Below are 26,118 nucleotides of genomic sequence, written 5' to 3'. Positions count from 1 at the left end.
GATTTGATGGGGTTTCCAAAAGGTTCGCCGGGCGCTGCATGCCTGTCGATGTGCAAATTCGCGATCCGTCTCGGGCCCGTTCACCAATGGGCTGGTGCAAGCGTCGATGACCTACTTTTCGAATAGGCCACGGCATTCGCACCGAGGTCTGGTCACCGGTCTACACTGTCGCTGCCTACAGTGACGACATGCCCCAAAAGGGTACGGCGATCCGACTGAGACTCCAACACAACAAAAGCAACCGGAGAATGTTCAATGAAGATGGTTAAAACCACCCTGGCGATGTTGACCGCCGCCGCCGTTCTGGGTGCAGCAGGCATGGCTCATGCCGGTGCTACCCTGGATGCAGTCAAGAAGAAAGGTTTCGTACAGTGCGGCGTCAGCGATGGCCTGCCTGGCTTCTCGGTACCGGATGAGAAGGGCAACTATCAGGGTATCGACGTCGACATCTGCCGCGGTGTGGCCGCAGCGGTGTTCGGTGACGCGACCAAGGTCAAGTACAGCCCGCTGACCGCCAAGGAGCGTTTCACCGCGATCCAGTCCGGTGAAGTCGATGTGCTCTCGCGCAACACCACCTGGACCAGCTCCCGCGACGGCGGCATGGGTCTGGTATTCACCGGCGTGACCTACTACGACGGTATCGGCTTCCTGGTTAACAAGAAGCTGGGCGTTGCCAGTGCCAAGGAACTGGATGGCGCGACCATCTGTATCCAGGCAGGCACCACCACCGAGCTGAACGTCTCCGACTACTTCCGCTCGAACGGCCTGAAGTACACCCCCATCACCTTCGACACCTCCGACGAAAGCGCCAAGTCCCTGGAAGCTGGTCGTTGCGACGTACTGACCTCCGACCAGTCGCAGCTGTACGCACAGCGCATCAAGCTGGGCGCGCCGGATGACTGGGTAGTACTGCCGGAAGTGATCTCCAAGGAGCCGCTGGGCCCGCTGGTTCGTCGTGGCGACGAAGACTGGATGGCTATCGTCAAATGGACCCTGTTCGCCATGCTCAACTCCGAAGAGCTGGGTGTCGACTCCAAGAACGTCGAAGCCCTGGCCAAGGAAACCAAGAACCCTGACGTAGCCCGTATGCTGGGTGCCGACGGTGAGTACGGCAAGGATCTGAAACTGCCGAAGGACTGGGTCGTCCAGATCGTCAAGCAGGTCGGTAACTACGGCGAAGTCTTCGACCGTAACATCGGCAAGGGCAGCGAGCTGAAAATCGAGCGTGGTCTGAACGCTCTGTGGAACAAAGGCGGTCTGCACTACGCTCCTCCAGTGCGTTGATTGACCTGTCGCCCGGCAGCCGGCTGCCGGGCGATTTTCGTTCCGTTATACCTGGGGCATTCCCATGCAGAAAAACATCGGCGCACCGCAGGGGTTCTCCCTCAGCGATCCACGTGTGCGCGCCTGGCTATTCCAGATCATTACCGTTGTGGCCGTGGTCGCAATGGGGTGGTTCCTGTTCAGCAACACACAGACCAACCTGCAACACCGGGGCATCACGTCCGGCTTCGACTTTCTCGAGCGCAGTGCCGGTTTCGGCATCGCCCAACACCTGATCAGCTATACCGAAGCGGACAGCTATGCCCGCGTCTTCGTCATCGGCCTGCTCAACACGCTGCTGGTGTCCTTCATCGGTATCGTGCTGGCTACCTTCCTCGGCTTCCTCATCGGTATCGCGCGACTGTCGCCGAACTGGATGATCAGCAAGCTGGCGACCGTCTACATCGAGGTGTTCCGCAACATTCCGCCGTTGCTGCAGATTCTCTTCTGGTACTTCGCCGTGCTGCTGCCGCTGCCGGGACCGCGTGCCAGCATCAGCATCGGCGAAAGCTTCTTCCTCAGCAACCGCGGCCTGAACATGCCGGCTGCCGAGGCGACGGGGGCTTTCTGGCCGTTCGTGGCCGGCCTGGTGGTGACCCTGGTCGCCATCGTGCTGATGACCCGCTGGGCCAACAAGCGCTTCGAAGCCACCGGCGTGCCATTCCACAAGTTCTGGGCTGGCCTGGGGCTGGCGATCGTCATTCCCACGCTGTTCGCGCTGGTGTTCGGTAGCCCGCTGCACTGGTCGGTACCGGAGCTCAAGGGCTTCAACTTCGTCGGCGGCTGGGTGATGATCCCGGAACTGCTGGCGCTGACCATCGCGTTGACCGTCTACACCGCGGCCTTCATCGCCGAGAACGTGCGCTCCGGGATCAACTCGGTCAGCCACGGGCAGACCGAAGCCGCTCGCTCGTTGGGGCTGCGCCCGGGCCCGACCCTGCGCAAGGTGATCATTCCCCAGGCCATGCGGGTCATCATTCCGCCGCTGACCAGCCAATACCTGAACCTGGCGAAGAACTCTTCTCTGGCCGCCGGTATCGGTTACCCGGACATGGTGTCGCTGTTCGCCGGTACGGTACTCAACCAGACGGGCCAGGCCATCGAGGTGATTGCCATCACCATGAGCGTGTACCTGGCGATCAGTATCAGCATTTCCCTGCTGATGAACTGGTACAACAAGCGCATCGCGCTGATCGAGCGGTGAGGACCTAGCGCAATGAGCACAACCCATATTTTCAAACCGGATCAGCCGCCACCCAGCTCCAGTGTTGGTGTGGTCGCCTGGATGCGCAGCAATCTGTTCTCCAGCTGGCTCAATACGGCGCTGACCTTCTTCGCCATCTACCTCGTTTGGCTGATGGTGCCGCCGCTGCTCAAGTGGGCGTTCATCGACGCCAACTGGGTGGGCACCACCCGCGCCGACTGCACCAAGGAAGGCGCCTGCTGGGTGTTCATCCAGGCGCGTTTCAGCCAGTTCATGTATGGCTTCTACCCCAGTGAACTGCGCTGGCGCGTGGACCTGACCGCGGTTCTGGCGATCGTCGGTGCGGCACCGCTGTTCATTTCCCGCTTCCCGCGCAAGGCCTTCTATGGCATCGGCTTCCTGGTGATCTACCCGGTGGTTGCCTGGTGCCTGCTGCATGGCGGTGTGTTCGGCCTGGAAACCGTGCCGACCAGCCGTTGGGGCGGCCTGATGCTGACTCTGGTGATCGCCGCGGTAGGTATCGCCGGTGCATTGCCGCTGGGCATTCTGCTGGCTTTGGGGCGCCGCTCCAACATGCCGGCGGTGCGCGTGGTCTGCGTGACGTTCATCGAGTTCTGGCGTGGCGTTCCACTGATCACCGTGCTGTTCATGTCCTCGGTGATGCTGCCGCTGTTCCTGCCCGAGGGCATGAGCTTCGACAAGCTGATGCGGGCGCTGATCGGGGTCATCCTGTTCCAGTCGGCCTACATCGCCGAAGTGGTACGTGGTGGTCTGCAGGCGATTCCCAAAGGGCAATACGAAGCGGCCGGCGCCATGGGCCTGGGCTACTGGCGGATGATGGGTCTGGTGATCCTGCCGCAAGCGCTCAAGCTGGTGATTCCGGGCATCGTCAACACCTTCATCGCCCTGTTCAAGGACACCAGCCTGGTGATCATCATCGGCCTGTTCGACCTGCTCAACAGCGTCAAGCAGGCGGCTGCCGACCCGGCGTGGCTGGGCATGGCGACCGAGGGCTATGTGTTCGCTGCCCTGATTTTCTGGATTTTCTGTTTCGGCATGTCCCGCTACTCCCTCCATCTGGAGCGGAAGCTCGATACCGGCCACAAGCGTTAGGAGTCACTTAGATGAGCGAAGCAAACAAGCAACCCAGCGCCGAGCCGATCATTCAGCTGCAGGGCGTGAACAAGTGGTACGGGCAGTTCCACGTACTCAAGGACATCAACCTCGACGTGCGTCAGGGCGAGCGTATCGTGCTCTGCGGCCCGTCGGGCTCGGGCAAGTCCACCACCATCCGTTGCATCAACCGTCTGGAAGAGCACCAGGCCGGTCGCATCGTGGTCGATGGCACCGAACTGACCCGTGACCTCAAGGACATCGAAACCGTGCGCCGCGAAGTGGGCATGGTGTTCCAGCACTTCAACCTGTTCCCGCACCTCACCGTGCTGCAGAACTGCACGCTGGCGCCGATGTGGGTTCGCAAGATGCCCAAGCGCAAGGCGGAGGAAATCGCCATGCACTTCCTCGAGCGCGTGCGCATTCCGGAACAGGCCCACAAGTTCCCGGGGCAACTGTCCGGTGGTCAGCAGCAGCGTGTGGCCATTGCCCGTGCCCTGTGCATGAAGCCGAAGATCATGCTGTTCGATGAGCCGACCTCGGCGCTCGACCCGGAAATGGTCAAGGAAGTACTCGACACCATGATCGGCCTGGCTCAGGACGGCATGACCATGCTCTGCGTGACCCACGAAATGGGCTTCGCCCGTACCGTGGCGGATCGGGTGATCTTCATGGACAAGGGCGAGATCGTCGAACAGGCCGAGCCCAATGCCTTCTTCGACAATCCGCAGAACGAGCGCACCAAGCTGTTCCTCGGGCAGATCCTGCACTGAGAACGAACTTACGAGGCCGCTGCGGCGTAGGAGACGGACTGGATTGCCAGCCCAGTCGGAAAGCCGCTTGCGGCTAACGCGCTTTAGGGCGGCCCCGGGGGAGCGAGCGAAGCGAGTTGTGCTCATGCACGAGCGTACACTCGCATGCGAGCCCAGTCCGCTTCCTCGCCTGTATTCGCGGGGCAGCCCAGGTCTTGCAGGACTCTAGCTCGCTGGATCGAAAGCGCGTTCTTGCTAGTAGAAGGGAGCCTCCGCAGGGCTCCCTTTTGCGTTCTGATAAGGGCGTATCAATGGCCGATATGCCCATCGTCGGATCGGCGTTTTGCGGCGATACTCTGCGTATCGCCAAGGAGCTCAGCCATGTCTCACCCGAATGCCGATCTGATCACCCGTTTCTACCAGGCCTTCCAGCAACTGGATGCCGAGCGCATGGCGAGTTGCTATGCGCCTGATGTCAGCTTCAGTGACCCGGCATTCGGCACGCTCACCGGTGACGATGCCGCGGACATGTGGCGCATGCTGACCACCCGGGCCAAGCAGTTCTCCCTGACCTTCAGCGATGTGCAGGCCGATGCCAATGGTGGTAGCGCCAACTGGGTGGCCACTTACCTGTTCAGCCAGACCGGCCGCACCGTGGTGAACCGCATCCAGGCGTCGTTCGTGATTCGTGACGGGCTGATCGTCGAACACCGTGATCAGTTCGATATGTGGCGCTGGTCCGCTCAGGCGCTGGGTTTTCAGGGCATGCTCATCGGCTGGACGCCGCTGCTGAAAAACACCGTGCGCAGGCAGGCCAGGAACGGTCTGCGGCAGTTTCAGGCCTCCCGTGCGTCAGACGGGCAGCACGGCGTAGAGGCGCGCAGCTGAACGGAGTGGTAGGCTTCTCGGTCTGAATGTTCATCGATGAATGGCTGAGTGCATGTAAAGGCTCCGTTCGTTGCGTGAAAGTCCGTCTACCAGAGTATTTCGATCATGAGTGTTATGTCGCTATCACCCAGTAAAGCCAAGGCATGGAGCGTTCACGCGGTAACCGCCAGCGGGGTAATCCTTGGCATGTTGGCGCTGCTCGCGCTGATCGAGGGGAGGGCGGAAAGCTGCCTGCTGTGGCTGGGGCTTGCCTTGTTGGTCGACGGCCTGGACGGCACCCTGGCGCGCAAGTACGACGTCAAGGTGGTACTGCCGCATTTCGACGGTTCGACCCTCGATCTGGTGATCGACTACCTCACCTACGTATTCATCCCGGCGATCTTCGTCTATCGCTTCATCCCGCTGCCCGAGTACACGCTGCTGCTGTCGGTGGGCATCATTCTGCTGTCGTCGCTGTTCTGCTTCTGCAACGTCAACATGAAGAGCAAGGACAACTACTTCGTCGGCTTCCCGGCGGCGTGGAACGTGGTGGTGGTGTACCTCTATCTGCTGGATTTCGAGCCGTGGGTGACCTTCCTGGTCATCATGGTGCTGGCGGGCCTGACACTGACTCGCATGAAGTTCCTGCACCCGTTCCGGGTCAAGCAGTTCATGCCGTTGAACATCGCCGTGACCATGATCTGGATGTTCGCCTGTGCCGGGTTGATCATCCAGTTCCCGACCCAGCCGGTTTGGCTGCTGGCGCTGTGGGGCCTGTCTTCGGCGTATTTCGTCGGCATGTGCGTGTGGCGCTCTGCCCGCGAATGGTTCGCCTGATCGCCGGCAATGAGCGTTACGCCGGATAAGGTCTGGTTCGTTTACCTGGTGCGCGCCGCCAATGGCGCGCTCTACTGCGGCATCAGTGACGATCCACTGCGCCGTTTCGCCCAGCACCAAAGTGGCAAGGGCGCTCGCTTCTTCTTTTCCAGCCCGGCAGTGGCCCTGGTCTACAGCGAAAGCTGTATCGGCAAGGGCGATGCCCTGCGCCGCGAGCGGGCGATCAAGCGACTGGGCAAAGGCGCCAAGGAAGCGCTGGTGGCCACCGGTAGCCTGATGCATGTCCTTGATGAGCACTCATCAGCCCCAATGGGTTCTGTCTAGTACCAGCAGCAAGCTGAGTTAAGCTGCAGGCCTTACCCGTTCCCGGAGGTCTGCAATGTCTGAGCTCATCCTGCACCATTACCCCACGTCGCCCTTCGCTGAAAAGGCGCGCCTGTTGCTGGGCTTCAAGGACCTGGCCTGGCGCTCGGTGCAGATTCCACCGCTGATGCCCAAGCCGGATCTCACCGCCCTGACGGGAGGTTATCGCAAGACCCCGGTGCTGCAGATCGGTGCCGATATCTATTGCGACACCGCGTTGATCGCGCGTCGTCTCGAAGCCCTTCAGCCGCAGCCGGCGCTGTTGCCGGGCAATCGGGCGTTCGCCATCGCCGCCTTCGCGCAATGGGCCGACTCGGTGGTGTTTCAGCATGCGGTCAGCCTGGTGTTCCAGCCCGAGTCCATCGCCGTGCGTTTCGCCAAGGCACCCCCGGAGTTCGTCCAGGCCTTCATCGCCGACCGCGCCAAGCTGTTCGCCGGTGGTCAGGCCAGCCGTTTGCCCGCCGAGCAGGCCAAGCACCAGTGGCCGGCGTTTATGGCACGTCTGCAGGCTCAGTTGGAGGCGAGCGGTGTTGACTTCCTGTTCGGTGAGCCGAGCCTGGCCGATATCGCCATGGCTCACCCGCTGTGGTTCCTGCGTGCGACGCCGGTGACCTCGCCCCTGGTCGATGGCTACCCGGCCGTCGCCGCCTGGCTGGATCGGGTGCTGGCACGTGGGCACGGCAAGCCCGAGCCGTTGAGCAGCGAGGAGGCCATCAGGGTGGCGCGCGAAGCCACGCCATCGCCGCTGCCGGACGAGGTGTTTACTGACCCGAATGGTTTTGTCAGCGGGCAGGCCGTCGCCATCTCGGCGATTGATTACGGCGTGGATGCCGTGGAAGGCGAGCTGCTGTTCGCCGGGGCCGAGGAGTTGATCCTGCGCCGTGAAGATGACCGCGCTGGTGTCGTGCATGTGCACTTCCCGCGGCTTGGATTCTCTATCAAAGGACTTTAAGGGCTAGAGCCAGAGCCAGGACAGTTGTGTATTACTCCTGTGAGAACGGGCCATGCCCGTGAAACGATCACGGGCATGGCCCGTTCCCACAGGTTCTGCGCCATGCTCGCTTTTTGTGTTCTGCCTTTCTTGCGGCTGCTGCGATAGTCGAAAGTATCAGAAGTGGTGACTGTTCTGTGCCTTTGTGGAAGCGGGCCATGCCCGTGAAACGATCACGGGCATGGCCCGTTCCCACAGGTTCTGCGCCATGCTCGCTTTTTGTGTTCTGCCTTTCTTTCGGCTGCTGCGATAGTCGAAAGTATCGGAAGTGGTGACTGTTATGTGCCTTTGTGGAAGCGGGCCATGCCCGTGAAACGATCATGGGCATGCCCCGTTCCCACAGGTTCTGCGCCATGCTCGCTTTTTGTGTTCTGCCTTTCTTTCGGCTGCTGCGATAGTCGAAAGTATCGGAAGTGGTGACTGTTCTGTGCCTTTGTGGAAGCGGGCCATGCCCGCGAAACGATCATGGGCCTGCCCCGTTCCCACAGGTTCTGCGCCATGCTCGCTTTTTGTGTTCTGCCTTTCTTGCGGCTGCTGCGATAGTCGAAAGTATCGGAAGTGGTGACTGTTCTGTGCCTTTGTGGAAGCGGGCCATGCCCGTGAAACGATCACGGGCATGGCCCGTTCCCACAGGTTCTGCGCCATGCTCGCTTTTTGTGTTCTGCCTTTCTTTCGGCTGCTGCGATAGTCGAAAGTATCGGAAGTGGTGACTGTTCTGTGCCTTTGTGGAAGCGGGCCATGCCCGTGAAACGATCACGGGCATGGCCCGTTCCCACACGTTCTGCGCCATGCTCGCTTTTTGTGTTCTGCCTTTCTTGCGGCTGCTGCGATAGTCGAAAGTATCGGAAGTGGTGACTGTTCTGTGCCTTTGTGGGAGCGGGCCATGCCCGCGAAAGATTACGGGCATACTCCATTCCCGAGGCGCCTACACCGATGGCCCAATGCGGTCTAACGCTGATCCGGCAGCAGGAAGTTGCCCGGCCCGGCGTCCTCCAGGGTCGGCACTTCGGCTTCGTCCTTGAGGTCGACGCCCGATAGCTGGCGCCGGCAGGCCTCACGCATCAGGTACATCAGGCGAAAGGTCGCCATGCCGTAACTCAGGCCTTCCAGGCGCACGTTGGAAATGCAGTTGCGGTAGGCGTCATTGAGGCCTACCCGCGGCGCGTAGGTGAAGTACAGACCCAGGCTGTCGGGGGAGCTGAGCCCGGGGCGTTCGCCGATCAGGATCACCGTCATCTTCGCCCCCAGCCGTTCGCCCACTTCGTCCGCCACCGCGACCCGGCCCTGTTCGACCAGGGTGATGGGTGCCAGGGTCCAGCCTTCCTCGCCCAGCTGATCGAGCAGCCTTTCCAGGAACGGCAAGCTGTGGCGGCGTACGGCCAGTGACGACAACCCATCGGCGATGACGATGGCCAGGTCGTAACCGCGGCCCTTTTCTGCGGCGTAGCCATCCAGCGCGGTGGCCGACTCCTCGTTGAGGCGTCGGCCCAGATCCGGGCGTTGCAGGTAGGTATGTCGATCCGTTGCGGCACTGTGCAGCAGCAGGGTGTCGAGCCCTCGGCCCTGCAGCTCCTCACGCAGGCCTTCATGGTCGAACGGCAGGTGCACGGCGTCACGGGCCTGGGCATGGGCGAACTGGAAATCCAGCTGCGCGGCAGTCGGCAGGCTGGTGCCCGCGCGCCCGAGGGCGATACGGGCTGGGGTCAGTTGCCGCAACTGCTGCCAGGGGTTTTCGGTAGCGGGGGATTTGTCTGACATGACGTCCTCTTAAGCCAGTTGCGCCAGGGCCTGGCGGAACACCGGCGGCAGCTCGTCGCCCATGCGTAGTTGACCGCCCTGTTGCTGGAAGATGCCCATGCGCGCCAGCCATTGCTCGAACTCCGGCGCGACATGTAGGCCGAGCACCTTGCGCGCGTAGAGAGCATCGTGGAACGAGGTGGTCTGGTAATTGAGCATCACGTCGTCGGAGCCGGGAATACCCATGATGAAGTTGATGCCAGCGGTACCGAGCAGAGTCAGCAACGTGTCCATGTCGTCCTGATCGGCTTCGGCATGGTTGGTGTAGCAGATGTCGCAGCCCATGGGCACGCCGAGCAGCTTGCCGCAGAAGTGATCCTCCAGGCCGGCGCGGATGATCTGCTTGCCGTTGTACAGGTACTCGGGGCCGATGAAACCGACCACGGTGTTGACCAGAAACGGGTTGAAGTGCCGCGCCACGGCGTAGGCGCGGGTTTCGCAGGTCTGCTGGTCGACGTCGTGGTTGGCGTTGGCCGACAGGGCGCTGCCCTGGCCGGTTTCGAAGTACATGAGGTTGTTGCCCAGGGTGCCGCGCTTGAGGCTCAGACCGGCCTCGTAACCTTCCTGCAGCACCTTGAGGGTGACCCCGAAGCTGGCGTTGGCCGCCTCGGTGCCAGCGATCGACTGGAACACCAGATCCAGCGGTGCGCCGCGCTCGATGGCGGCGATGGAACTGGTGACGTGAGTCAGTACGCAGGACTGGGTGGGGATTTCATAGCGCTGGATGATCGCATCGAGCATGTCCAGCAGGGCGCGGATCGAACTCGCACTGTCGGTGGCCGGGTTGATGCCGATCATCGCATCGCCATTACCGTAGAGCAGGCCGTCGAGGATGCTGGCGGCGATACCGGCCGGATCGTCGGTGGGGTGATTGGGCTGCAAGCGCGTGGACATCCGCCCGCGCAGCCCCATGGTGTTGCGAAAGCGGGTAACCACGCGGGTCTTCTGGGCCACCAGCACCAGATCCTGCACACGCATGATCTTCGAGACGGCCGCCGCCATCTCCGGTGTCAGCCCCGGCGCCAGGGCGCTCAGGCAGGCTTCGTCGGCAGCCTCACCGAGCAGCCAGTCGCGCAGCCCGCCAACCGTCAGGTGGCTGACCGGAGCGAAGGCAGTTGCATCGTGGGTGTCGATGATCAGCCGGGTGACCTCGTCCTTTTCGTAGGGAATCAGTGCTTCCTGCAGAAAATGCTTGAGCGGCACGTTGGCCAGAGCCATTTGCGCCGCAGCCCGTTCGGCGTCGCTCTGCGCGGCGACCTCTGCCAGATAATCGCCCGAGCGCGCCGGGCTGGCCTTGGCCATCAGCTCGCGCAGGCTGTCGAAGCTCCAGGTCATGTTGCCGATGGTGTGGGTAAAACGAGCCATAGCGTATCTCCTGTCGTGGCCGCCGCAGCGGCCACTTGGGGTCAATCAGCGTAGGGAGCGTTCAGCTGCCTGGATGGCGGCGAACTCTTCCTCCGGCGTACCGGACACCAGATGGTGACGGCTGTACAAGGCGAAGTAGGCGATGAACAGAGCGTAGATGATGGCAGCGCCGATCACGACGCGCAGGTCGACCAGGAAGCAGGCCACCAGCGCCACGGCAGCCAGCACCAGAGCCACCGACGAAGTCAGCACGCCGCCAGGGGTCCGATAGGGGCGGGGCATGTCGGGGCGACGGGTGCGCAGGGTGATGTGCGCCGCCATCATCAGTACATAGGATACGGTGGCCCCGAATACCGCGACCAGAATCAGCAGGTCGCCCTGGCCGGTCAGCGACAGGCCGAAGCCGATGATGCCCGGTACGATCAGCGCCATCACCGGTGCCTTGTTGCGGTTGGTCAGCGACAGGCTACGTGGCAGGTAGCCGGCGCGCGATAGGGCGAAGATCTGCCGCGAATAGGCGTAGATGATCGAGAAGAAGCTGGCGATCAGGCCAGCCAGGCCGACCAGGTTGACGAACTGGCTCATCCAGGTGGAACCACCGTAGACCTTGACCAGCGACTCGACCAGCGGGTTGCCCGAAGCCACCAGCGACTGCGCACCGGCAGCGCCAGGGCCGACCAACAGAATCAGCCCGGCGAACACCAGCAGTACCAGCACGGCGCCGATCAAGCCGCGTGGCAGGTCGCGCTTGGGATCCTTGGTTTCCTCGGCGGCCAGCGGCACGCCTTCGACCGCCAGGAAGAACCAGATGCCATAGGGCAGGGCGGCCCAGATGCCCAGGTAGCCGAACGGCAGGAAGGCGCTGGCACCAGTGGCCTCGGTAGCCGGGATATCGAACAGATTGGCGACCTGAAAGTGCGGCACCATGGCCACGATGTACACGCCCAGCGCGATGGCCGCCACGGCGGTGATCACGAACATCAGCTTCAGCGCCTCACCGGCACCGAGGATGTGGATGCCGATGAACACCACGTAGAACACCAGGTAGATGATCCAGCCGCCGATGCCGAACAGCGACTCGCAGTAGGCGCCGATGAAGCAGGCGATGGCTGCGGGGGCGATGGCGTACTCGATGAGGATCGCCGTACCGGTCAGGAAGCCGCCCCACGGGCCGAAGGCGGTACGGGTGAACCCATAGCCGCCGCCTGCGGTGGGGATCATCGAAGACAGTTCGGCCAGCGAGAAGCACATGCACAGGTACATGGTCGCCATCAGCAGGGTGGCGATGAACATGCCGCCCCAGCCGCCTTGCGCCAGGCCGAAGTTCCAGCCGGCGTAGTCGCCGGAAATCACGTAGGCAACGCCGAGGCCGATCAACAGGATCCAGCCCGCAGCGCCCTGCTTCAATTGCCGGTTGGCGAAGTACTCGGCGCCAACGGCTTCGGTTTCCACACCACTCTGAGAGGGTGTGGAGAGTGTCTCTTTGGACATTTCAGGACTCCTTCACGCCCGCCGCGGTGCGGCGAGCGCTGCTTTATGGGTTGGCTGGCTATGGCAAATCGGCAGATCAGAAGAAGCCCAGCGGATTGATGTCGTAGCTGATCAGCAGGTTCTTGGTCTGCTGGTAGTGGTCGAGCATCATCTTGTGGGTTTCGCGCCCGACCCCGGACTTCTTGTAGCCGCCAAAGGCAGCGTGCGCCGGGTACAGGTGGTAGCAGTTGGTCCATACGCGACCGGCCTTGATGCCACGGCCCATGCGGTAGGCGCGGTTGATGTCGCGCGTCCACACGCCAGCGCCCAGGCCGAACTCGGTGTCGTTGGCGATGGCCAGGGCTTCGGCTTCGTCCTTGAAGGTGGTCACGCCGACCACCGGGCCGAAGATTTCCTCCTGGAACACGCGCATCGTGTTGGTGCCCTTGAGCAGGGTCGGCTGGATGTAATAACCGCTGGCCAGGTCGCCTTCGAGCTTCTCGGTGGCACCGCCAGTGAGCAGCTCGGCACCCTCCTGCTGGGCGATCTCCAGGTAGCTGAGGATCTTGTCGTACTGCTGCTGGGAGGCCTGGGCGCCGACCATGGTCTCGGTATCCAGCGGGTTGCCGCGCTTGATGACCTTGATCTTCTTCATCACCTCGACCATGAACGGCTCGAAGATCGACTCCTGCACCAGCGCGCGGGACGGGCAGGTACACACCTCGCCCTGGTTGAAGAAAGCCAGCACCAGGCCTTCGGCGGCCTTCTCGATGAACGCCGGCTCGGCTTGCATGATGTCTTCGAAGAACACGTTGGGCGACTTGCCGCCCAGCTCCACGGTGCTCGGGATGATGTTGGCGGCCGCGCATTTCATGATGTGCGAGCCGACCGGCGTGGAGCCGGTGAAGGCGATCTTGGCGATGCGCGTGCTGGTGGCCAGCGCCTCGCCGGCTTCACGGCCATAACCCTGAACGATGTTGAGTACGCCCGGCGGCAGCAGGTCGCCCACCAGCTCGGCGAACACGCTGATCGACAGCGGCGTCTGCTCGGCGGGCTTGAGCACCACGCAGTTGCCGGCCGCCAGGGCCGGAGCCAGTTTCCAGGCGGCCATCAGCAGCGGGAAGTTCCAGGGGATGATCTGCCCGACCACGCCCAGCGGTTCGTGGAAGTGATAGGAGGCGGTGTGTTCGTTGATCTCCGCCGCGCTGCCTTCCTGCGCGCGGATGCAGCCGGCGAAGTAGCGGAAGTGATCGGCGGCCAGCGGCACGTCGGCGTTGAGGGTCTCGCGCACGGCCTTGCCGTTGTCCCAGGTTTCCGCGACGGCGAGCAGTTCGAGGTTGGCTTCGATGCGGTCGGCGATCTTCAGCAGAATCAGTGCACGATCCTGCACCGAGGTCTTGCCCCAGGCATCGGCGGCGGCATGGGCGGCGTCGAGGGCCTTGTCGATGTCCTTGGCGTCGGAACGGGGGAATTCACCGATCACCGAGGCATCCACCGGGCTGGTGTTGGTGAAGTACTGGCCACCGACCGGGGCGACGAATTCACCGCCGATGTAGTTGCCGTAGCGCGGCTTGAGGGTGACGACAGCGCCTGCGGTACCGGGTTTGGCGTAGATCATGACAGTTCTCCCAAGGACGGTTTCTTGTAGTTGTAAGGGGTCGATGGTTCGACCGGAGCTCGCTTGAACTATGAGACGAATTCATGTCGCTGACTTGACGCTAGGCGGGGCTGGCTGTTCTGCAAGGTCAAATTTTCACCACAGCCTTGGCTCTGTCGTGGTGAGTCAAATGGTGCGCCCCGTTTCGGTGCGGGTGTTTCCGAATGACTCGTTTTGGGGCTTTTTAGCCGGGTGCGATACCACCTTCTGTCCGCAGAGCCTCGGTGCAGAGCCTGTACGGTCGATCCGACGAGGGGCGGCGTGCTTCTTGCTTCCAGACATGAATTGTCACGAAGGAGGCGCCATGAGCTCCGTTCTCGCCCAGTCCGGTTTGGCTGCTGGTTTGTCCCTGTTATCCGGTGGGCAAACCAATAGCGGCGTCCTGGCGGCCGCTGCCAGCGGTCTGTGTGGCTTTATCGAAAAACACGGTGGTGACGCGGATCGCATCCTCGGCGTTTCCGGTATCGACCCGGAGTCCCTGCGCCACCCGACGCTGAGCCTGGCCCTGCCCAATTACTGCCAGGTGCTGGAGGAGGCCTCGCGGCAATCCGGCTGCGACAACTTCGGTCTCTACTATGGGCAGCAGTTCAAGCCTCAGGCGCTGGGGCTGCTCGGTTATATCGGGTTGTGCTCGGCGACCGTCGAGCAGGCGTTGATCAACTTTTCCCGTGCCTTCCCCCTGCATCAGCGCAATAGCCTGATTCGCCTGGTGGATGAAGGCGAGTGCTACCGCTTCGACTATCAGGTACGCCACGGCGCCATTCTCTGCCGCCGTCAGGATGCCGAGCTGACCCTGGGCATGGTGCTCAATCTGGTGCGTCACGTGCTCGGCCATCAGTGGGCGCCGCGGGCCGTGCATTTCGAGCACCCGCGCCCCGAACACTGGCATGAGCACTGCAAAGTCTTCGATGCGCCGGTGTATTTCGAGCAGCCGTTCAACTCGCTGGTAATTCCCAAGCGCGGCCTGGATCGCGCCATGCCGCAGAGCGACCCGGTGTTGCTGCTGGTCATGCAGGACTCGCTCAGCCAACTCAGCAACCTGAGCGGGCGAGGCGAGCGGGATATCGCCGACGACGTCCGTGAGCAGATTCGCCAGCAATTGCTGATTGGCGAGCCGGTGCTGGAACTGGCTGCCGAGCGGCTGGGCATGAGCAGTTGGTCACTGCAGCGACGCCTGCGCGACCAGGGCCTGACCTTCTCCGCGATGGTGGACAAGCTGCGCCGCGAACTGGCCACCCATTACCTGCGTCAGCACCAACTGCCCATCTCCAACCTGGCGCCACTGCTCGGTTACTCGGAAGTCAGTGCCTTCTCACGCGCCTTCCGCCGCTGGTTCGGCGTCAGCCCACGGCAGTGGCGACACGACAGTGACGGCGTCGGCGGGCGCGCTCACTGAGTGAGCGGCTCAGTACGTCGCAACAATGCTTGTGGGATTAAGCGTGGATGAAGCTCCTCCCACAGGGACTGTGGTCTGTCTGGTCTGTTCCCGTTCTCGTTGACTCTGCCCCTAGGGGCAACCCTCACGATGCCTTATCTGTTTCGGGTTCCACTCCTAGTGGATAAGGCTACCTATGCAAACGCTATCGCTCGTCACCGGTGCTAATGGGCATCTTGGCAACACCTTGGTCAAAGAGTTGCTCGCCAGAGGGCAGCAGGTGCGCGCAGGCGTTCGTGACCCGCAACAGCCCACAGAATTGAACACGCTCGGCTGTCATGTGGTTCGTGCCGAACTGCTAGATCCGGACTCTTTGCGCCATGCCTTGCAAGGCGTAGACGTGTTGTACCAAGTGGCAGCTGTGTTCAAACACTGGGCGAAAAATCCGTACGCCGAGATCGTTGAGGTCAATGTGCAGGGCACACGAAACGTGTTGCGTGCTGCTGCCGAGGCGGGCGTCAAGCGCGTGGTGTATGTAAGTTCAGTGGCCGCCGTGGGGCACAGCGGCAAGCAGTTGGATGAAACTATCTGGAACACCGAGGAGCAGAATCCGTACTACCTGTCGAAGATTCTGTCTGAGCGCGCTGCATGGGAAACCGCAAAAGCTATGAATCTATCGATGGTTGCCATATTGCCGTCAGCGATCATCGGCCCGAATGCTACACGGCTGACCGACACCATGGGCTTTCTCGCTGCCGTTCTTGATCGCAGACTGGTAATTGATCCGAACTTTCATTTCAATTTTGTCGATGTACGTGACGTAGCCGATGGCCTGATTCGAGCTGCACAGAGTGGCCTCTCTGGCCAACGCTACATTCTGGCGAACTCGCAATCATCGTCACTGGCAGACGTGATTTTAGCGCTTAACGCCTGCTGCCCCGGTTATCGGCTGCCACCGCGTGCACCCAAGGCGTTACTCCTGCTGATCGCCTGGCTGCAAGAGCTGCGTGCCACCATCATCGGCAAACCAGCCGAATTGCTGCGAAGTCAGGTACGGATGTTTTATGGCGTGCAGCAGCGCTACAGCATTGAAAAAGCGGTCACCGAATTGGGTTACCAACCTCGCCCTGCGCAGGAAGCCCTGATACAAGCATTTACGCACCTACTGGCGTACAGACACCCGAATCCGGGCCAAATTGCTCGTTGAGTTGCTGCTGTAATTGGGTGAGATTAGCTTGGCGACTCAACAGAGATTGGATTTCTACGTTTAGCTCCACGCGCTTGGCTTCGATACCCTGATTGGCAAGGGCCAGGGGAAACGGCGCCTGGTGCTGCTTGGCGGCTAGCAGCTCACTCATTTCTGCCAATTTGAAACCCACCGTCTGGGCCTGACGGATCATCTGAACAAGTTTTAGATGATGTGCGGTGTAAGACCGATAGCTGCCCATCCGCTGAGGCGTTATCAGCCCCATCCGCTCATACAAACGAATGGCCTTCGGTGTGCAGTGCGCTCGTTTGGCAAGTTCACCAATATACATAAATCACATCCTGATCGTTTGGTCTGCAGGTCACAGCGAGAAATGGCCAAAACGCAAAATGACCGCTTTTTGGCCGAAAGCTGCCGGTCGCGAACGGCTGCAATCGCATTGATGTGTATCCCGATAACCAAATAAAGCGTTTGATAAGATTGATGAGCTAGAGTGCCGAAAGCAAAGACCTCAAGGACGCGCGATGATATTGCAACACAGGCCTGTGAAGGCTGATGACATCAAGACGATTTGTAGCTTTCCCCTTAACGCTCAGGAACTGTTCTATATGTTCCCGAAAGCTCAATACCCTTTGACTGAAGCTCAGCTGTCTAACGCGATTACTCAACGATTCGATTCGACGGTTGTCGAGAGCGAGAATGGTGTAGTCGGTTTTGCTAACTTTTATCAGGTTGAAGCGGGTGGGGTTTGCTGTATTGGCAATGTCGTCGTTGCCCGAGAGGCAAGAGGTAACGGCGTGGCTACCTTTATCGTAGAGACGATGACAGCTCTGGCGTTCGACCGTTATGACGCCGCAGAGGTACAGATCTCGTGCTTCAATGAAAATACAGCAGGCTTGCTACTTTATCCGAAACTAGGTTTCTTGCCCTTTGCTGTCGAAGAGAGAGCCTCTCTGGATAGCCGTAGATCAGCACTCATCCATATGACCCGCAGCAGAGCGGATCGACCATAGCTCACCTTGAGCCGCCAGTTCCTCACCTGAACTCAGTACGCCGCCAAAATCCCCTGCGGGTTGTAGCCGTGGATCACCGTGTCGTTGACCTTGAGCACCGGCACGCCGCGGCCACCCAGGGCGTCGTAGGCGCGGCGGGCTTCGGGGGACTTTTCGATGTCCAGCTCGGTATAGGCGATACCGCGTTCGCCTAGGAACTCTCGGGTCTTGGCGCAGTAGCCGCACCAGCTGGTGGCGTAGAGGATCACCTCGCCCTGGCCGGCGACCTGCTGGTTGCTGCCGAACAGCCGTGGCTCGATGCGATCCCAGTGTTGCCAGGTCGCCAGTACCGCAAGAATCAGCAAAATCCGTTTCATGCTGCAGCCCTCTGCTCAGGTCGATCAGTCTTTGCGGCGCTTCAACTGGTCGGTCAGTTGAGTCGGCAGGTTGCGAATGGTCAGGGTGTCCGAGGCCTCGTCGTACTCGATCTTCGAGCCCAGCAGGTGGGCCTCGAAGCTGATCGACAGGCCTTCGGCACGGCCGGTGAAGCGGCGGAACTGGCTCAGCGTGCGCTTGTCGGCAGGGATCTCCGGCGACAGGCCGTAGTCCTTGTTGCGGATATGATCGTAGAACGCTTTCGGCCGCTCTTCGTCGATCAGCCCGGAGAGTTCTTCCAGGGTCATCGGCTCGCCCATCTTGGCCTGGCTGGTGGCGTAGTCGACCAGGGTGTCGGTCTTCGCCCGGGCCTGTTCTTCGGGCAGGTCTTCGCTCTCGACGAAATCGCTGAAGGCCTTGAGCAGGGTGCGTGTCTCGCTGGGCGAGTCGACGCCTTCCTGGCAGCCGATGAAGTCGCGGAAGTACTCCGAGACCTTCTTGCCGTTCTTGCCTTTGATGAAGGAGATGTACTGCTTCGACTGCTTGTTGTTGCGCCACTCGCTGATGTTGATTCGCGCCGCCAGGTGCAACTGGCCCAGATCCAGGTGCTTGGCCGGGGTCACGTCCAGCGCATCGTTCACCGCCACACCTTCGCTATGGTGCAGCAGGGCGATGGCCAGGTAGTCGGTCATGCCTTGCTGATAATGGGCGAACAGTACGTGACCACCGGTGGACAGGTTGGACTCTTCCATCAGCTTCTGCAGATGCTCCACGGCCTGACGGCTGAACGCCGCGAATTCCTGGCCTTCATCGAGGTAGGTTTTCAACCAGCCACTGAAGGGGTAGGCACCGGATTCCTCATGAAAGAAGCCCCAGGCTTTGCCCTGTTTGGCGTTATAGCTCTCGTTGAGGTCGGCGAGCATGTTCTCGATGGCCTGGGAAGCGCCCAGTTCGCTGTCGCGGGCGTGCAGCACGGCAGGGCTGCCGTCGGGCTTCTTGTCGATCAGGTGGACGATACAGTGACGGATCGGCATGGGAGGTCCTTGTGACAGCGAGTGGGTGACGAAGCGCAGCGAGGCGCTAGTGTACCCGAGCAGGCCGTCACAGGTGCAGCCTGCCACCCTTGTCGATGACGCCGTGGCGGCATAGAGTGCCGCCGAGATTCGACGACCAAGGAGGGTAGTGCAATGTCCGTTTTCAATCCCCATTCCCAGACGCCATCACCGGCTCTGCTCGAACGCCTCGATGCGCTGGTCGATCGTGGCCTGCTGCTGCAGGCCTACGCGCTGGCCAGCGAGCAGGGCGATCCCCGTTACTGGCAAGGCGCCGAGGCGATGACCAGCTTTGCCCGGCTGGCAGGGCACGTCGGTGCACCACGGCTGGCCGATGCGCTGAACTGGCTGGCTTATCGACGCTATCCGCAGTCCTCCCATGCGCGTCTGCGTTACGCCCGCATGCTGTTCGCCCGCCGAGGTCACTATCGTGCCTGGCGCTTGTTCCAGTCGTTCGGCGACTGGCTGCCGCCCGAGCAGGGGTTGCGTGCTGAATGGCTGTCGTTCAAGGGCTTCCTGTATGCCTCGTTGCGTGATTTTCAGGCAGCCGAAGCGCTGTTCGAGGAGGCTCGCGCACTGAGTGGTGATGACCCCTGGTTGCTGGTCGAGCGCAGCCATGCGCTGGAGCAGGAGGACCGCCGCGAAGAAGCACTGGCGCTGTGCGAACAGGTACTCGACTCACGCCCCGATTTTCGTTCCGCCCTGATGCAGGCAGCCTCCCTGCAGTTGCAGCTCGGGCACGCCGATGGGGCTCTGCAACTGATGCGCCGTGGCGCCCGTGACATGCAAAGCCCAGGCATCTGCGCGCACCTGGTCGATCACCTGATCGAGCGCGGGCTGCTGGACGAAGCCTCGTCCTGGCTCGATCACATACAAACGCTCGAGCCGATCACCGAGCGCCGGCGTACCGACTGGGCCGCCGCCCGCCGCTGTGACATTGCCTGCCTGCAGGGCGACTACGCGGCAGCCCGCGAGCTGGCAGGCAAGGCGGGCGGCGGGTTCTACCTGAACGTGCAGACCCGTCTCGCCGAGCCGACGGGGCGGCGTCAGGTACTGCCGGTACGTTTCGTCAGGCAGCATCACATGACCTGTGTGCCTGCCACCCTGACGGCGATTTCCGATTACTGGGGGCTGCCCGTCGAACACCTCGAGGTTGCCGAGGAAATCTGCTACGACGGCACCTCGCACCAGGCCGAGCGCGCCTGGGCGGAGCGCAATGGCTATCTGGCCGTGGAGTTCACCGCGGACTGGGCGACCACCCGTGCGCTGATCGACCGCGGTGCACCCTTCACCCTGACCTTGCAATACACCGGCAGCGGTCATCTGCAGGCGCTGGTGGGCTACGACGAACCACGTGGCACGCTGCTGGTGCGTGACCCCGCACAGCCACAGCATGGCGAGTACCTGGCCGAGGAACTGTTCGAGGCACAGCGCGCCTCCGGTCCGCGGGGCATGCTGTTGCTGCCGGCTGCCGAAGCGGGACGCCTGGAAGGCCTGGTGTTGCCGGATCGTGACCTGTGGGATCTGTACTATCGATTCACCAGTGCCCTGGAAGTCCATCGCCGCGACGAGGCACTGACTGCCTACCAGGCCTTGCAGGCGCGTGCTGCCGAGCACCGGCTGACCCGCCAGGCGCAACGCTCCCTGGGCTGGTACGACGGTCAGGAACGTGAAGTGCTGCAGGGTACCGAGGCACTGCTGAAGCAGTTTCCCGAGGACTCCAACCTGATTCTGGCCAAGGCCAATTCGCTGGCGCAGCTACAGCCCCGTTCCGTTCAGCTGGACTGGCTCGCCGGGCACTGCCAGGAGCGCTGGAACGAGCCGACGATCAGCGTGCGCTATGCCGAACTGCTCAGCGAGGATGGCCGTACCCATGAACAGGTCAGCGGGATTCTCGAACGGGTGCTGCTGCAGACCTCCACCCAGGCCCGCGCCTGGAATGCCCTGGCCAGTTTGCGCTGGGGCGAGAACCTGCGCGAACAGGCCTGCGAGCTGTATCGAATCGCTGCCTGCCTGCACGCTTCCCACGAAGGCTACAGCGTGCAGTATTTCCGCGCGCTGCGGGCGCTGGGGCGTACGGCAGAAGGGCTGCAATTCCTCGAACGGCGTCAGGCCCAGCTTGGCCGGCTGGCTGCCGCGCCCAGCCTGACCCTCAGCGAGATGCTCGACGAGTTGTTGCGCCCCTATGACGCCCAGGCCCTGCTGGAGCAGGCACTGGAGCAGCGCCCCGAGGACGGCGAACTGCTGTTGGGGCTGGCCGAATACCACGGGCGCAACGGTGACATCGATGCCTGTCAGGCGCTGCTGGCCCGCGCCGAGCCGCGGTGTCGTCGCGCCTGGTGGCTGCGTGCCGCGGTCAAGCAGGGTATGCGCCGTGCCGCCGATGTGCTGCAGACGCTCGAGTGGGCACGGGAAGCCGCGGCCCTCGAGCCATTGTCGGTAGCGGCGCAGCGCATGTGCGTGACCCTGCTGGAACAGAGCGAGGGCAGCGAAGCGGCTGACCAGTACGTCGAGGAACTGGCTGGCCAATACCCGCACCATCTGGGCATCGCCGAGCTGCAAGTGGAGCGCGCGCAGCGCCGCTCGCTGCCAGCGGCGGAACAGGCGCTGCGTCGCCTGTTGGAGAATCATCCCCAGTATTCCTGGGCTCTGCGCGAACTGGCCATCTGCCTGGCTCGGCAGGGGCGTCGTGACGAGGCGTTGCAGCTCTGCGAGCAGGCTGGTCAGGTCGACATGCAGAGCACCTTCTACCATTCCACCCGCGGCTTCGTCCTGTTGCAGGACGGTCGTCGGGAGGCCGCCCGGGAGGCCATGCGACTGGCCCTGCGCCTGTCGGTCGACAACGACTATGCCAGCAATGTCCTGCTCGACACCTGCGATGGCCAGCAGCAGGCCACCCAGACGCTCGTCGAGATCCACGCCGAACTGGTGCGCCAGGTGACCTTCGGAGACGGCTGGCTGGCGTATGAGCAACAGGCGCAGCGCTTGCTCGAGCCACAGGTATTGCTCGACCAGTTGCGCGAGGCGCTGGAGCAGCGTGAGGACCTCTGGCATCTCTGGGTGGTCGTGGCCCGCCAGTTGGCGCGCATGGATCAGCACGAGGCGGCTGCCGCCACCCTGCGCCAGGCGATCGAGCGTTTTCCACTGCTGCCCAGGCTGTCGCTGGAGCTGGCGCGGCTGCACAAGCACCTTGGCGAGCTCGATGCCTGTTACGAGACGCTGCAGGAGAGCTTGCGCATCAATCCGTTGTGGACGCCCAGCGTCAGTCTCTATGTCGACTGCCTGCTGGAGCAGGACGATCGCCTGGACGAGGCCGAGCGCATGCTGCGCCAGGTGTTGTCGCGTGCGCCGGAGAACACCGAGCTGCGGGTCTATCTGGCCTACGTACTGGGCCGCCGCGATGCGTTCGCCGAAGCGGCGGATCAGGCCGAGCGGGTGCTGCGCGACGAGCCGGGCAACGAGTGGGCGTGGAATCAGCTGAGGCACTATGCGGGCACGCTGCAGTGCGAGCAGCGCCCCTTGCAGTTGGCGCGGGAACTGGTGGAGAGCCGGCCGGGGGACTCCGATGCCTGGATCGCCCTGGCCGATCAGGAAAGTGACCTGGCCGAGCGTGAGCGTGCCCTGCGCGAGGCATTGCGCTACAGCCCTCGGCATCGGGCAATCAACGGCCGCCTGCTGGATCTGCTGCTGGAGGCGGGGCGCCACGACGACATGCGCAGGGTGCTCGCCGCCCCGTACTGGGAAGGCAAACCGCCGATCGACATGGCGCTCTACGGGCCGCGCGCCTCGCGTGCCGAGGGGGATGGTCCTGGAGCCATCGCCGCCCTGCGTGACCTGCTGACGCAGCATCCGGACAGCTATCAGGGCTGGCGCCACCTGGCTGACTGGCATGACGAAGATGGCGACCACCCGGCCTACATCGGCGCCGCTCGCGAAATGGTCCGTCTGGAGCCTCAGGTCGCCATGGCCCATGGCTTCCTTGGCCATGCGCTGCTGCTGCATGGCGACAAGACTCAGGCATTGCCTGCGTTCGAGCGTGCCTGGGCACTGGATGCCCGCTACAGCTTCGCGGCCTTCAACGCGTTCGATCTGGTCGCTGAACTGCAGGGCACTGGCGCCGCGCTGCAACGGCTGGACGCATTGCTCGAAACCGGTGACCAGGTCGCCGCCTGGGGTCGGGTGCTGCCGTTGGCACGGGCGAGCGGTGAACGCGAACTGCAGCGTCGGGCATTGACCTTCCTGGCCAGCGAGGCGGCCGCAGAGTCGCGCTGGGACGATGACGTAACCGACTTCGCCGTCCGTGAGCCACTGCTGCGTGAAGTGCTGGATGCCGGGATCGCCGACGGCAGCCTGCATAGCGCAGCGGTGGAAACCTGGCTGAGCTGGCGTACCCATGACCTGCTGAGCAACCTCACGCTGTCGTACGCCTTCCGCAAGGCGCTGCGCAATGACCCGCGTCACGCGGCCAAGTGCGCGATGTTCCGCGTACTGGGCAGGACGCCGCACGCCAATCGCATCCTGCTCGGCTCCGTCCTGAACAGCTGTCGACAGGCCATTGCCGAAGAGGCCGACGTATGGGGCGCCGCCAGCTATGCCCTGGTCGAAAGCAAGCGCTATCGACTGCTGTTCGACACCCTCGGTGACTGGCAGCGGCCCGATGCACCGGCCTGGGCATTGGGCAACCTGGCGCTGGGCTATCGTGTGCGCGGCATGGATGACACTGCCGCGGCGATTTCAAGGCAGGCGCTGGAGCGTGATCCACGGGAAGCCGATGCCATGGTGTGGCTGGCTGTCGACGCGGCACTGGCCGGTGATCAAGAAGCCCTCGGTGGCTGGCTGGAGCGCCTGGAGGGCGCCTCGATGCGCAATTATTATCGCGCCTTGCTGAACCTGGCCGAGGCCTGTGCCGACGCCGTCACCCCGGACCAGGCTCGTGAGCGCCTGCAGCAAGGCGAGGATCTGGCGGGGCCGAAGCACCTGGCATTCTGGCGCCTGCGCCAGCGCGTTGGCGTACGCCTCGGGTTGCATGGCGAGTTGCTTTCCGCGCGCTGGCGCTGGCGTCTACGCCGCTGGTGGAAGGGCTGACCTCATGCCACGCAGGCCCGGCGCGCCTGGCGCCTGCGGTCGAGCAGCATCAGCACACCCAGCAGGCCGATGGCATACAGCGCGTCGATGCCGAGTATCAGCAGAATGCCGAGGCAGAGCAGGGCGCTGATGCCGGCCAGCCAGCGCCATACGCCCTTGAGCAGCACCCAGCCGGCGGCCATGCTGAGCAGGTAGATGACGACGAAGTTGCCGTTGGCATAGCGGATCAGTTGATCCAGCGACAGTGACAGGCACCAGATCACCGTGGTGCTCAGTGCACAGCTGAGCACCACCAGCAGCAGCGCCCTGGCCGGCACGCCATTGGCGTTGCGGCCGGCCAGTGGGCGCGGCAGCTTGCCTTCGTCGGCGAGGCTCCAGATCAGCCGGGCGAAGCCCTGGATGTACACGTTCATGGAGGCGAAACAGGCCAGATAACCGATGCTCGCGCTTAGCCAGCGAGCCCCGTCGCCGAGCAGTAGATCGAGCATGCGTGGCAGCGAGGCCGCGTCGGTGCGTGCATCGCCGTAGGCGTGAAAGCTCAGTACCGCCACCGAGCAGGCCCAGTACACCAGGCCGGCGAGCACCACGCCGAGCAGCAGGGCCAGGGGAAAGTCGCGCTGCGGGTTCCTGAACTCCTCGCCCAGGTGGGTGAAGGCCTCGATGCCGACGAAACACCAGAACATCACGCCCAGCGCCACCGGGAGCAACTGCCAGTTGCCCGCCAGAGGCGGCAGCAGGGGTTGATCGGCGTGAGGCAGGTCGCCCTTGAACCAGATCAGCGCGATGGTGGCGACGATGGCCAGGGCTATGACGAGCTGCACGCTGCCCGAGGTGCGTGCCGGCCGTTGGCCGAGCAACAGGATGATGCCCAGCGTAGCCAGCTGGATGGCCAGCACCGCCAGGTCGCTTAGCTCAAACAAGGCATGCCAGAACCCGCTGGCGATATTCAGCGCCGCCGGCAAGCCGACCGGAATCACCGCGAGAAACAGAAACGCGCTCAAGCGCTCCATGCGCTCGCCGAATGCACGACCGATCAGGTGCGGTGCACCGCCAGCATGGGGGTAACTGCGGCCGAGCTGGGCGAAGGTGAACGCCATCGGCAGCACCAGCGCGATCAGCAGCAGCCAGGCCCACAGCGAGATCTCGCCAGCAGCGGTGGCAGCCAGCGCCGGAATCACGAAAATCCCGGTGCCCAGCAGTGACGTGCACAGCAAACCCACGCCCTGCAGCAGCCCCAATTCCTTGTTCAATCGACTCATGTTGTATGCTCTCGCTCGTCGTGACATGGCGGCTGTCACCCGTTGCGGTGCGCTGATCCGCCAGGCTGTCATGGTAAGGCCGCCTCGCTTCGGCGGCTGCTGGCGAAGTGTCGGCGTAGACCGACGAAACGGCGGGAATGCCCGTCATCTTGTATGTGCAGACGGGTGCAGAGAGCCACGTGGACAAGTTCGATCAACGCATCATCGCCTTGCTGCGCGCAGACGCGCGCCTGACCGTCACCGAGGTCGCCCGGCAGGTCAACCTGTCACGCTCCGCGGTGAGCGAGCGCATCCGCCAGCTGGAAGCGTCCGGGGTCATTCAGGGCTATCACGCCCGCATCGCCGAACCCACCAGTATCGCGGTGCGGGCTTATCTGGAGCTGTTCTACACCGGCGGGCGCTGCGAACAGTACGTCGAGCGCATGCGTGTATTCCCGGAAATCCGTCGCTGCTCCGGCATCAGCGGCGAAACCGACATGCTGCTGTATATCGAGGCACCTTCCATGGAACGGTTGGCTGAAGTACGTGGCGAAATCGAGAACTTCCCCGGCGTCTTCAAGGTGAAGACCCATGTGCTGGTCAAGGACTGGCTGATGTGAGCTTGAGCCGTGGCGAACATGCAGTGCCATGAGCGGCAAGGGCTACTCAGCAGTGATACGCAGCACGCAGGCCTTGATCAGGTTCACCCGAGCCGGCGAGCCTGCGTGCCCGCCGCTCCTGCAATAAGCGAAGTAGGTAACAAGGTCATCCGCTCCTTGGCGCCCTTGCCGTCATGTACGGTGATCACCTGCCGATCAAAATCCACATCCTTGCTACGCAGGCGAGCAGCCTCCACCACGCGCAAACCGGTACCTTGCATAAGTGCGGCCAGTAACTGATACGACTGGCCAAGCTGGGCGATCAGTGCCGTTGCCTCAGCATGCGTCAATACGCAGGGAATACGTGTGGGGCGTTTGGCATGCACACCTCACCAAGTTGGCCCAGCGGCACAAGCACGTTGGTGCATAGAAACACCAACGCATTGAGCACCAGGT

At 62.7% G+C, this 26,118-nt stretch carries 22 protein-coding genes; 13 read left to right on the top strand and 9 right to left on the bottom strand.

The window, feature by feature from the left end; genetic code table 11:
- The first annotated feature begins 255 nt into the window (after nucleotides 1-255).
- The 8 genes from FHR27_RS14945 (at nucleotide 256) to FHR27_RS14910 (ending at nucleotide 7,411) form a co-directional block, all read left to right on the top strand.
- A complete protein-coding gene (locus tag FHR27_RS14945) occupies nucleotides 256-1,284 on the top strand; it encodes an amino acid ABC transporter substrate-binding protein (RefSeq protein ID WP_042555440.1) in 1,029 nt (342 codons plus the stop codon).
- Between the two features lie 64 nt (nucleotides 1,285-1,348).
- Nucleotides 1,349-2,527, top strand: coding sequence for an amino acid ABC transporter permease (locus tag FHR27_RS14940; RefSeq protein ID WP_042555441.1), 1,179 nt, complete (start codon nucleotides 1,349-1,351; stop codon nucleotides 2,525-2,527).
- Between the two features lie 12 nt (nucleotides 2,528-2,539).
- Nucleotides 2,540-3,640: an amino acid ABC transporter permease gene (locus FHR27_RS14935; protein ID WP_042555442.1), complete on the top strand. Its 1,101-nt coding sequence runs from the start codon at nucleotides 2,540-2,542 to the stop codon at nucleotides 3,638-3,640.
- 11 nt (nucleotides 3,641-3,651) lie between these two features.
- Nucleotides 3,652-4,413 carry an amino acid ABC transporter ATP-binding protein gene (locus tag FHR27_RS14930; RefSeq protein ID WP_042555443.1) on the top strand — a complete coding sequence of 254 codons (762 nt, stop codon included), beginning with the start codon at nucleotides 3,652-3,654 and terminating at the stop codon, nucleotides 4,411-4,413.
- A 360-nt stretch (nucleotides 4,414-4,773) separates the two neighbouring features.
- Nucleotides 4,774-5,280: a nuclear transport factor 2 family protein gene (locus FHR27_RS14925; RefSeq protein ID WP_042556422.1), complete on the top strand. Its 507-nt coding sequence runs from the start codon at nucleotides 4,774-4,776 to the stop codon at nucleotides 5,278-5,280.
- Between the two features lie 105 nt (nucleotides 5,281-5,385).
- Nucleotides 5,386-6,096, top strand: a complete 711-nt coding sequence (gene pcsA, locus FHR27_RS14920; protein ID WP_042556421.1) for a phosphatidylcholine synthase — start codon at nucleotides 5,386-5,388, stop codon at nucleotides 6,094-6,096.
- 9 nt (nucleotides 6,097-6,105) lie between these two features.
- A complete protein-coding gene (locus FHR27_RS14915; RefSeq protein WP_042556420.1) occupies nucleotides 6,106-6,420 on the top strand; it encodes a GIY-YIG nuclease family protein in 315 nt (104 codons plus the stop codon).
- Nucleotides 6,421-6,475: 55 nt separating this feature from the next.
- Nucleotides 6,476-7,411, top strand: a complete 936-nt coding sequence (locus FHR27_RS14910; protein ID WP_179538954.1) for a glutathione S-transferase family protein — start codon at nucleotides 6,476-6,478, stop codon at nucleotides 7,409-7,411.
- A 987-nt stretch (nucleotides 7,412-8,398) separates the two neighbouring features.
- On the opposite strand, the gene eutC is transcribed toward FHR27_RS14910, so the two are convergent.
- The 4 genes from eutC to exaC form a co-directional block, all read right to left on the bottom strand.
- The gene (eutC, locus tag FHR27_RS14905; protein WP_042556418.1) at nucleotides 8,399-9,208 is read right to left on the bottom strand and encodes an ethanolamine ammonia-lyase subunit EutC; all 810 of its coding nucleotides are present in this window, start codon (nucleotides 9,206-9,208) and stop codon (nucleotides 8,399-8,401) included.
- Nucleotides 9,209-9,217: 9 nt separating this feature from the next.
- On the bottom strand, nucleotides 9,218-10,612 hold the full coding sequence (locus FHR27_RS14900; protein WP_179538953.1) for an ethanolamine ammonia-lyase subunit EutB: 1,395 nt from the start codon (nucleotides 10,610-10,612) through the stop codon (nucleotides 9,218-9,220).
- A 45-nt stretch (nucleotides 10,613-10,657) separates the two neighbouring features.
- The gene (eat, locus tag FHR27_RS14895) at nucleotides 10,658-12,103 is read right to left on the bottom strand and encodes an ethanolamine permease (RefSeq protein ID WP_042556416.1); all 1,446 of its coding nucleotides are present in this window, start codon (nucleotides 12,101-12,103) and stop codon (nucleotides 10,658-10,660) included.
- A 76-nt stretch (nucleotides 12,104-12,179) separates the two neighbouring features.
- The gene (gene exaC, locus FHR27_RS14890; protein WP_179538952.1) at nucleotides 12,180-13,700 is read right to left on the bottom strand and encodes an acetaldehyde dehydrogenase ExaC; all 1,521 of its coding nucleotides are present in this window, start codon (nucleotides 13,698-13,700) and stop codon (nucleotides 12,180-12,182) included.
- A gap of 343 nt (nucleotides 13,701-14,043) precedes the next feature.
- Here exaC and qhpR point away from each other — a divergent pair, with 343 nt between their 5' ends.
- Nucleotides 14,044-15,135: an AraC-like transcriptional regulator QhpR gene (gene qhpR / locus FHR27_RS14885; RefSeq protein ID WP_179538951.1), complete on the top strand. Its 1,092-nt coding sequence runs from the start codon at nucleotides 14,044-14,046 to the stop codon at nucleotides 15,133-15,135.
- 175 nt (nucleotides 15,136-15,310) lie between these two features.
- Entirely contained in the window at nucleotides 15,311-16,321 is a 1,011-nt protein-coding gene (locus tag FHR27_RS14880; protein ID WP_042556413.1) for an NAD-dependent epimerase/dehydratase family protein, read from the top strand.
- Here FHR27_RS14880 and FHR27_RS14875 read toward each other — a convergent pair.
- Nucleotides 16,269-16,652, bottom strand: a complete 384-nt coding sequence (locus tag FHR27_RS14875) for a MerR family transcriptional regulator (RefSeq protein WP_042556412.1) — start codon at nucleotides 16,650-16,652, stop codon at nucleotides 16,269-16,271. The genes FHR27_RS14880 and FHR27_RS14875 overlap by 53 nt on opposite strands.
- A 193-nt stretch (nucleotides 16,653-16,845) precedes the next feature.
- Between FHR27_RS14875 and FHR27_RS14870 the strand changes: the two genes are divergently transcribed.
- Nucleotides 16,846-17,334 (top strand): GNAT family N-acetyltransferase, encoded by a 489-nt coding sequence (locus tag FHR27_RS14870; RefSeq protein WP_179538950.1) that lies wholly within the window; start codon nucleotides 16,846-16,848, stop codon nucleotides 17,332-17,334.
- 32 nt (nucleotides 17,335-17,366) lie between these two features.
- On the opposite strand, the gene FHR27_RS14865 is transcribed toward FHR27_RS14870, so the two are convergent.
- Both FHR27_RS14865 and yejK read right to left on the bottom strand, forming a co-directional pair.
- Nucleotides 17,367-17,690 carry a glutaredoxin family protein gene (locus tag FHR27_RS14865; RefSeq protein WP_179538949.1) on the bottom strand — a complete coding sequence of 108 codons (324 nt, stop codon included), beginning with the start codon at nucleotides 17,688-17,690 and terminating at the stop codon, nucleotides 17,367-17,369.
- A 24-nt stretch (nucleotides 17,691-17,714) separates the two neighbouring features.
- Entirely contained in the window at nucleotides 17,715-18,722 is a 1,008-nt protein-coding gene (gene yejK, locus FHR27_RS14860; RefSeq protein ID WP_042556409.1) for a nucleoid-associated protein YejK, read from the bottom strand.
- A gap of 153 nt (nucleotides 18,723-18,875) precedes the next feature.
- Here yejK and FHR27_RS14855 point away from each other — a divergent pair, with 153 nt between their 5' ends.
- Nucleotides 18,876-23,825, top strand: a complete 4,950-nt coding sequence (locus FHR27_RS14855; RefSeq protein WP_179538948.1) for a tetratricopeptide repeat protein — start codon at nucleotides 18,876-18,878, stop codon at nucleotides 23,823-23,825.
- Nucleotides 23,826-23,827: 2 nt separating this feature from the next.
- On the opposite strand, the gene yjeH is transcribed toward FHR27_RS14855, so the two are convergent.
- Nucleotides 23,828-25,084: an L-methionine/branched-chain amino acid transporter gene (gene yjeH / locus FHR27_RS14850; protein ID WP_179538947.1), complete on the bottom strand. Its 1,257-nt coding sequence runs from the start codon at nucleotides 25,082-25,084 to the stop codon at nucleotides 23,828-23,830.
- Between the two features lie 179 nt (nucleotides 25,085-25,263).
- Between yjeH and FHR27_RS14845 the strand changes: the two genes are divergently transcribed.
- Nucleotides 25,264-25,683, top strand: coding sequence for an Lrp/AsnC family transcriptional regulator (locus FHR27_RS14845; protein ID WP_042556423.1), 420 nt, complete (start codon nucleotides 25,264-25,266; stop codon nucleotides 25,681-25,683).
- A gap of 83 nt (nucleotides 25,684-25,766) precedes the next feature.
- Here the strand turns inward: FHR27_RS14845 and FHR27_RS26945 are convergent, their stop codons facing one another.
- The gene (locus FHR27_RS26945) at nucleotides 25,767-26,048 is read right to left on the bottom strand and encodes a tyrosine-type recombinase/integrase (protein ID WP_231570233.1); all 282 of its coding nucleotides are present in this window, start codon (nucleotides 26,046-26,048) and stop codon (nucleotides 25,767-25,769) included.
- Nucleotides 26,049-26,118 lie beyond the last annotated feature (70 nt).

The organism is Pseudomonas flavescens (genome assembly GCF_013408425.1).
In the GTDB taxonomy this organism is placed as follows: Bacteria; Pseudomonadota; Gammaproteobacteria; order Pseudomonadales; family Pseudomonadaceae; genus Aquipseudomonas; species Aquipseudomonas fulva_A.
The sequence above is the reverse complement of the archived record's forward strand: the minus strand, read 5'-3'. Positions and strand labels throughout refer to the sequence as shown.

Bases quoted from the DNA above. Each gene is read 5' to 3' on its own strand.
- yjeH (WP_179538947.1), bottom strand. From the start codon at position 25,084: ATGAGTCGATTGAACAAGGAATTGGGGCTGCTGCAGGGCGTGGGTTTG.
- FHR27_RS14880 (WP_042556413.1), top strand. From the start codon at position 15,311: ATGCAAACGCTATCGCTCGTCACCGGTGCTAATGGGCATCTTGGCAAC.
- FHR27_RS14865 (WP_179538949.1), bottom strand. From the start codon at position 17,690: ATGAAACGGATTTTGCTGATTCTTGCGGTACTGGCGACCTGGCAACAC.
- FHR27_RS14925 (WP_042556422.1), top strand. From the start codon at position 4,774: ATGTCTCACCCGAATGCCGATCTGATCACCCGTTTCTACCAGGCCTTC.
- FHR27_RS14935 (WP_042555442.1), top strand. From the start codon at position 2,540: ATGAGCACAACCCATATTTTCAAACCGGATCAGCCGCCACCCAGCTCC.
- eutC (WP_042556418.1), bottom strand. From the start codon at position 9,208: ATGTCAGACAAATCCCCCGCTACCGAAAACCCCTGGCAGCAGTTGCGG.
- exaC (WP_179538952.1), bottom strand. From the start codon at position 13,700: ATGATCTACGCCAAACCCGGTACCGCAGGCGCTGTCGTCACCCTCAAG.
- FHR27_RS14910 (WP_179538954.1), top strand. From the start codon at position 6,476: ATGTCTGAGCTCATCCTGCACCATTACCCCACGTCGCCCTTCGCTGAA.
- qhpR (WP_179538951.1), top strand. From the start codon at position 14,044: ATGAGCTCCGTTCTCGCCCAGTCCGGTTTGGCTGCTGGTTTGTCCCTG.
- FHR27_RS14945 (WP_042555440.1), top strand. From the start codon at position 256: ATGAAGATGGTTAAAACCACCCTGGCGATGTTGACCGCCGCCGCCGTT.
- FHR27_RS14940 (WP_042555441.1), top strand. From the start codon at position 1,349: ATGCAGAAAAACATCGGCGCACCGCAGGGGTTCTCCCTCAGCGATCCA.
- pcsA (WP_042556421.1), top strand. From the start codon at position 5,386: ATGAGTGTTATGTCGCTATCACCCAGTAAAGCCAAGGCATGGAGCGTT.
- FHR27_RS14930 (WP_042555443.1), top strand. From the start codon at position 3,652: ATGAGCGAAGCAAACAAGCAACCCAGCGCCGAGCCGATCATTCAGCTG.
- yejK (WP_042556409.1), bottom strand. From the start codon at position 18,722: ATGCCGATCCGTCACTGTATCGTCCACCTGATCGACAAGAAGCCCGAC.
- FHR27_RS14870 (WP_179538950.1), top strand. From the start codon at position 16,846: ATGATATTGCAACACAGGCCTGTGAAGGCTGATGACATCAAGACGATT.
- FHR27_RS14900 (WP_179538953.1), bottom strand. From the start codon at position 10,612: ATGGCTCGTTTTACCCACACCATCGGCAACATGACCTGGAGCTTCGAC.
- FHR27_RS14855 (WP_179538948.1), top strand. From the start codon at position 18,876: ATGTCCGTTTTCAATCCCCATTCCCAGACGCCATCACCGGCTCTGCTC.
- FHR27_RS14915 (WP_042556420.1), top strand. From the start codon at position 6,106: ATGAGCGTTACGCCGGATAAGGTCTGGTTCGTTTACCTGGTGCGCGCC.
- eat (WP_042556416.1), bottom strand. From the start codon at position 12,103: ATGTCCAAAGAGACACTCTCCACACCCTCTCAGAGTGGTGTGGAAACC.
- FHR27_RS14875 (WP_042556412.1), bottom strand. From the start codon at position 16,652: ATGTATATTGGTGAACTTGCCAAACGAGCGCACTGCACACCGAAGGCC.